We start from the raw sequence: 5,755 nt of genomic DNA, 5'->3' as shown, positions 1-5,755 counted from the left end.
ACCCCCCACTCCGTCTCGCATCCAGGGGCGCACCGCCCGCCGCGGCGGGCCACCCCCCCCCCCAACTACCCACACAACCCCCCCCCCACCCCCCCACGCCCCGGCGGCCCCCCCGCTTCTCTTGCGCAGGGGTTTTGCTCAGTACTGATCGTTGGACTTGATCGCTTCCAGCAGTTGTCGCACAGCGACGACGCGCCGTGCGGATTTGCCCTCCAGTAGGTCGAGCCTGCATTCGGGGTCCGCCGGCGGACCCAGGTGCGTGCATCCGCGCGGGCAATCCTCGATGGCCGCAGCCAGGTCCGAGAATGCCGCCACCACGTTTTCGGGTGAGATGTGCGCCAGACCGAACGAACGGATGCCGGGGGTGTCGATCACCCAGCCGCCACCGGCTAGGGGGAGCGCCACCGATTGGGTCGATGTGTGCCGCCCCTTGCCGACGCCGGACACGATGCCGACCGCCCGATTGGCATCGGGGACAAGGCGATTGACCAACGTCGACTTTCCGACGCCGGAATGCCCGATCAAGGCGGTCAACTTGTGCTCGAGGATCTGCGTCAGTTCGTCGAGGGGATCGTCGCGGCCGGCGACCACCACTTGGATGTCGAGGTCGGCGAAAGTGCTCGCGAATTCCTCGGGTGGTTCGAGGTCGCTCTTGGTCAGGCAGACGATCGGCGTCAGGCCACCCACGTAGGCGGCGACGAGCGCGCGCTCGACAAAGCCCGTGCGCGGTGGGGGATCCGCGAGTGCCACGACGATGAGCAACTGCTCGGCGTTCGCGACGACGATGCGTTCGAAGGGATCGGTGTCGTCGGCTGTTCGGCGCAAAACCGTCGAGCGCTCGGAGACCCGGATAATGCGAGCGAGGGTGTCGGTTTTGCCCGACAGGTCGCCGACAATGTCCACCTGATCGCCGACGACGATGGGGGTGCGGCCCAGCTCGCGGGCGCGCATCGTCACGATCAGCCGGTCGGGATCGCCGCCCAGGACGCAGCCCCAACGGCCACGATCTTTCGACACCACCATCCCCGATTCAGCCGACAGATGTTCGGGCCGTGTCTTTGTACGGGGGCGTGATCCGCGTCCGGGGCGTACCCGGACGTCGGACTCGTCGTACTGCCGCGGAGTCAGAAGCTTGCCTTCGGCGTCGCGGTCGAACTTTCGAGCATGTCGACCCACATGTTCTCGAAGCCGGGCAACGTCTTGGCAGTGGTTCCGACGTCGTCGACCTCGACGCCGTCGACGACCAGGCCGATGATGGCACCGGCTGTTGCCATGCGGTGGTCGGCATACGAGAGCCATTGTCCGCCATGGAGTTCCGCGGGGACGATGGTCAGTCCGTCGTCGGTTTCGGTGACGGAGCCGCCGAGCTTGTTGATCTCGTCGGCGAGGGCGGCCAGACGGTCGGTCTCGTGCCCGCGCAGGTGCGCGATACCTCGTAGGTGCGAGGTGCCCTCGGCTAGAGCGGCCAGCGCCGCGACTGTGGGGGTGAGCTCTCCCTCGTCGTGGAGGTCGATGTCGATGCCGCGCAATTTCTCCGGGCCGCGAACAGTCAGCACGCCGTCGGCAAGAGTGACGTCGGCGCCCATCGACGCGAGGATCCCGCGGATCGCGTCACCAGGCTGTGTCGTCGACGACGGCCACATCGGGACACTGACGGTTCCTCCGGTGACTGCGGCAGCGGCCAGGAACGGTGTGGCGTTGGAGAGGTCGGGTTCGATCGCCCAGTCCACGGCGCGTACGGGCCCAGGTGCCACCCGCCAGGTGTCAGCGTCGCCACCCGTGGCGGGCGTCGTCACGGAAATGCCGGCCTGCCTGAGCATTTCGACGGTCATGTCGATGTGCGGCATGGAGGGGACGGGCTTGCCGTCGTGATGGACGGTGACACCCTCTTCGAAGGCAGCGGCCGAGAGCAGGAGACCGGAGACGAACTGCGACGAACCGGATGCGTCGATGGTGACCGTCCCGCCGCGTAGGGATCCGGTTCCGGAAACGGTGAAGGGGAGTGCGTCACCCTCGATGTGAGCGCCGAGTCCGCGCAGTGCCTCCAGAATGGTGCCGAGAGGTCGCGTGCGTGCCTGCTCGTCGCCGTCGAACCGGACGATTCCGTCGGCCATCGCGGCGAGCGGCGGCAGGAAGCGCATGACGGTGCCGGCGAGACCGCAGTCGACGTCTCCGCCGCGGAGGGGACCGGGAACTACGCGAAGAATGGTCGGATCGCCGGCTTCCTCGACGCCGATACCGAGGTCGCGCAAAGCGGCGATCATCAGGTCCGCGTCACGGCTGCGGAGTGCACCCGTCATCGTGGAGGGGCCATCCGCAAGCGCGGCCAGAATCAGAGCTCGATTGGTGATGGACTTGGATCCGGGCAGCGTCACCACTGCATCGACGGGTGCTTGGGCCCTCGGGGCGCTCCACAGACTCAGACTCACATGGTCCATCTTCTCTCATCGGTGGGGGAATGGTCGAAACCGTGCCACCCTGGGTGTCATGTGCGGAAGGTATGCGACCACAGCGGACCCGGCCACCCTGGCGGTGGAACTCGATGCGCTCGACGAGACCGACCACTCGGCGCCCGTCGAAGCCGACTACAACGTGGCTCCGACGACCGAGGTGTTGACCGTCGTGGAACGCCACGATCGGGAAAACCCCGACAGCGATCCGACCAAGAGGATTCGGCGGATGCGCTGGGGCTTGGTGCCCTCGTGGACCAAGGAGCTGGGTAAGGGCCCGGTCCTGTTCAACGCGCGTGCCGACTCGTTGGCGGACAAGCCCGCGTTTCGGACCGCGTTCAAGTTCAAGCGTTGCCTGGTCCCGATGGATGGGTGGTACGAGTGGCAGACCGAGGCCACCGGCGGGAAAAAGGCAGCGAAGATTCCTTACTACATGCACCCCGACGACGGATCACGGCTGTTCATGGCCGGTGTGTGGTCTGCCTGGCGAGACCCGAAGGTCGAGAATGCGAGCCCAGTCCTGAGCTGCTCGATCGTCACAGTCGACTCACTCGGTCATCTGGAGCAGGTTCACGACCGGATGCCCCTCGCCCTGCCTCGTGATCGCTGGGAGGCGTGGCTCGATCCCGACAACACCGTCGATTCGGCTCTGCTCGAACCGACCCCGGACCTTTTCGAGCGGATCGACATCGATCGAGTCCGGCCGCTGGTCAACAGTGTCAAGAACAACGGACACGAGTTGATCGAGCCGGACGTCGACCGTGCCGGAGAGCAGATCAGCCTGCTCTAGCAGTCAGCCGAGAGACCAGGTGACGGTCACTTCGAACGAAACCTGCTGGGTTCCCGGGGCGAGAACCATGTCGGACATCGAGGCGTCGGGAGCGCGCATGGTCTGACCGCCACTCGTGTCGTGTGCCTCGGTGATGGTCACGACGTTCTCGAGCGACGTGCCGGAGAGATCCGCGTACTGCTCGGCACGGTTCTTCGCGTCCTCGAAGGCCCGGGTGCGAGCGTCGGCCAGAAGCTGAGAGTCGTCGTCGATGGCGAAGGCAACGTTGCCGAGTCGCGCTGCGTTTCCACCCGCCGCGATACCGGCGTCCAGCACACCCGAAGCCTTGTCGAGATCGCGGACGACGATTCGTACCGAGTTGGTTGCCCGGTAGCCCGTCACGTTACCGCCGACGAACGGCCCACCACTGGCGTCGTACTGCGGCTGAACCGACAGATCGCTTGTCTGCACGTCCTCGGCGGCCACTCCGGCATTGACTATCGCGTCGATCATCTGGCGGGCCTTGTCATTCGACTCGGAAACCGCTCCCGATACATCCGCGGCGACAACCTCGATGCCGATGTCCGCATTGAGGATGTCCGGCGCCCCGCGGACCTGTCCTGATCCGACCACCGTGACTTCCTTGGCGGCGCTGTCGGAACTCCCGCAGGCCGTCAGTGAGACGGTGAGGGCAGCGGCTGCAGCGGTCAGTGCAAAAATTTTCAGGGGTGGACGCTTGGTTTGTGGACGCATGAACAGACCGTAGCGACCGGATCCTCAGCCCGCTGTGATTTGTGCGGTGACCGCGCCGCTCAGCTGAGCAAGGTCGGCCGGAGCCAGTTCGATTTCGAGGCCGCGTCGTCCGGCACTACAGAGAACCCGATCCCAGTCGAGAGCCGAGGCGTCGATCACGGTCGGCAGTTTCTTGCGTTGGCCGAGCGGTGAGATGCCACCGAAGACGTAGCCGCTCGAGCGCTCGGCTTCGGCGCGATCGGCCATGACGGCTTTGCTTGCACCGAGTGCAGCGGCCGCAGCTTTGAGTGAGAGTTTGTCCGGTACCGGCAGAACCGCGACGGCGAGCTTGCCCGTGTCGAGTTTGACGACCAAGGTCTTGAAGATCTGGGCGGCCTCGACGCCTACCAACTCGGCCAGCGCCGTGACCGCCTCGTCGCCGAACGATTCGGCGCGGGGGTCGTGGTCGTAGCTGTGAACGCGGTGCGGTGTCTTCGACTTGCCGAGCAGTGCGGTTGCAGGGGTCGCTGATCCAGCCATGACGAAGACCTTAGGTGGACCCCTCTATTCGGACTCCGACCAGGCCGGGAACAGAGTCGCGGACTCCCGTGTTGGTAACAGTTGATGAAACTTGTCCCGAGAAGCGAAGGAGCGACCGTGCTGGCTGTGTGTGAGCCACCACCGGCCCGTGGGTCGGATCTTCACTTGGCGGTAACCTTGATCCCTACGGCTAGTGAAGGGATCAGAGTGCTGGAACACGACCGGCCCAAGGACGAACCGTCGGAGGTTTCCGAACCTGTCGATGGTGCGGTGTCCGAAACGCCCGAAACTGCGGACGAGTTGATTGCCCGGTTCGAGCGTGACGCGCTCCCGTTGCTCGACCAGTTGTACGGCGCTGCACTGCGTATGACGAGGAACCCGGCTGATGCCGAAGACCTCGTGCAGGAGACGTACGTCAAGGCGTACACGGCTTTCCGCTCGTTCCGTGCCGGTACCAACCTGAAAGCCTGGCTGTACCGGATTCTCACCAACACCTACATCAACTCGTACCGCAAGAAGCAGCGCCAACCCGCGCAGTATCCGACGGACGAGATCACCGACTGGCAGCTGGCCGCCACCGCAGAGCACACGTCCACCGGGCTGCGTTCGGCCGAGGTGGAGGCGCTCGACGCGCTGCCGGACGACGACATCAAGGCGGCGCTGCAGTCGCTGCCCGAGGAATTCCGGATGGCGGTGTACTACGCCGACGTCGAAGGATTCCCGTACAAGGAGATCGCGGAGATCATGGGCACACCCATCGGAACGGTGATGTCACGGCTGCATCGTGGTCGTAAGCAATTGCGTGGTCTCTTGGCCGATGTCGCCAAAGATCGTGGATTCAATCGGGACGGCGCAGTCGACACGGCCACGGCCGGCGCAGCCACCGAGGCGGAAGGTGTCAAACGATGAGTGAGCAGGACGAATTCGAAAGGCTCGACTGCTCGGCAGTCATCGCCGACGTCTGGTTGATGCTCGACGGTGAATGCGACGATTCCAGTCGCGCTCGTCTGCAACGTCATATCGACGACTGCGGATCGTGCCTCGAGGCCTACGGGATCGAGGAGAAGGTCAAGAGCCTGATCAACCGTAAGTGCGGCGGGGATCACGCACCGGAAAGCCTGCGTCAGCGGCTCACCGTCGAATTGCGTCGGACCATCGTCATCACGACTACCGAAACCGACAGCTGACCCTTCAGTGAAGATCTGAGGGGCAGCAACCTCGAAGAGCAACAACGTTCGACAGCAAAACGTCCGAGGGGCGGGGA

The 5,755-nt window shown here is 64.9% G+C and carries 7 protein-coding genes; 3 read left to right on the top strand and 4 right to left on the bottom strand.

The window, feature by feature from the left end; translation table 11 throughout:
* Window positions 1-138: 138 nt before the first annotated feature.
* Together rsgA and aroA are read right to left on the bottom strand one after the other, a co-directional pair.
* Entirely contained in the window at window positions 139-1,176 is a 1,038-nt protein-coding gene (gene rsgA / locus ACWF6P_RS31640; protein WP_452623683.1) for a ribosome small subunit-dependent GTPase A, read from the bottom strand.
* Window positions 1,125-2,438: a 3-phosphoshikimate 1-carboxyvinyltransferase gene (gene aroA, locus ACWF6P_RS31635; protein WP_452623682.1), complete on the bottom strand. Its 1,314-nt coding sequence runs from the start codon at window positions 2,436-2,438 to the stop codon at window positions 1,125-1,127. The genes rsgA and aroA overlap by 52 nt, the downstream gene beginning before the upstream one ends.
* A gap of 49 nt (window positions 2,439-2,487) precedes the next feature.
* Here aroA and ACWF6P_RS31630 point away from each other — a divergent pair, with 49 nt between their 5' ends.
* Window positions 2,488-3,240, top strand: coding sequence for an SOS response-associated peptidase (locus ACWF6P_RS31630; RefSeq protein ID WP_452623681.1), 753 nt, complete (start codon window positions 2,488-2,490; stop codon window positions 3,238-3,240).
* A 3-nt stretch (window positions 3,241-3,243) separates the two neighbouring features.
* Here the strand turns inward: ACWF6P_RS31630 and ACWF6P_RS31625 are convergent, their stop codons facing one another.
* Window positions 3,244-3,972 (bottom strand): SIMPL domain-containing protein, encoded by a 729-nt coding sequence (locus ACWF6P_RS31625; RefSeq protein ID WP_452623680.1) that lies wholly within the window; start codon window positions 3,970-3,972, stop codon window positions 3,244-3,246.
* A gap of 24 nt (window positions 3,973-3,996) precedes the next feature.
* Window positions 3,997-4,491, bottom strand: coding sequence for a Cys-tRNA(Pro) deacylase (gene ybaK / locus ACWF6P_RS31620; RefSeq protein ID WP_452623679.1), 495 nt, complete (start codon window positions 4,489-4,491; stop codon window positions 3,997-3,999).
* A gap of 207 nt (window positions 4,492-4,698) precedes the next feature.
* Here ybaK and ACWF6P_RS31615 point away from each other — a divergent pair, with 207 nt between their 5' ends.
* Both ACWF6P_RS31615 and rsrA read left to right on the top strand, forming a co-directional pair.
* Window positions 4,699-5,400, top strand: a complete 702-nt coding sequence (locus ACWF6P_RS31615; RefSeq protein ID WP_378447603.1) for a sigma-70 family RNA polymerase sigma factor — start codon at window positions 4,699-4,701, stop codon at window positions 5,398-5,400.
* On the top strand, window positions 5,397-5,678 hold the full coding sequence (gene rsrA / locus ACWF6P_RS31610) for a mycothiol system anti-sigma-R factor (RefSeq protein WP_003940722.1): 282 nt from the start codon (window positions 5,397-5,399) through the stop codon (window positions 5,676-5,678). The genes ACWF6P_RS31615 and rsrA overlap by 4 nt, the downstream gene beginning before the upstream one ends.
* The last annotated feature ends 77 nt before the right edge of the window (window positions 5,679-5,755 follow it).

It is taken from the genome of Rhodococcus sp. NPDC055024 (assembly GCF_053608585.1).
Note: the sequence above shows the minus strand (reverse complement) of the source record. Positions and strands in the feature narration are given on the sequence as shown.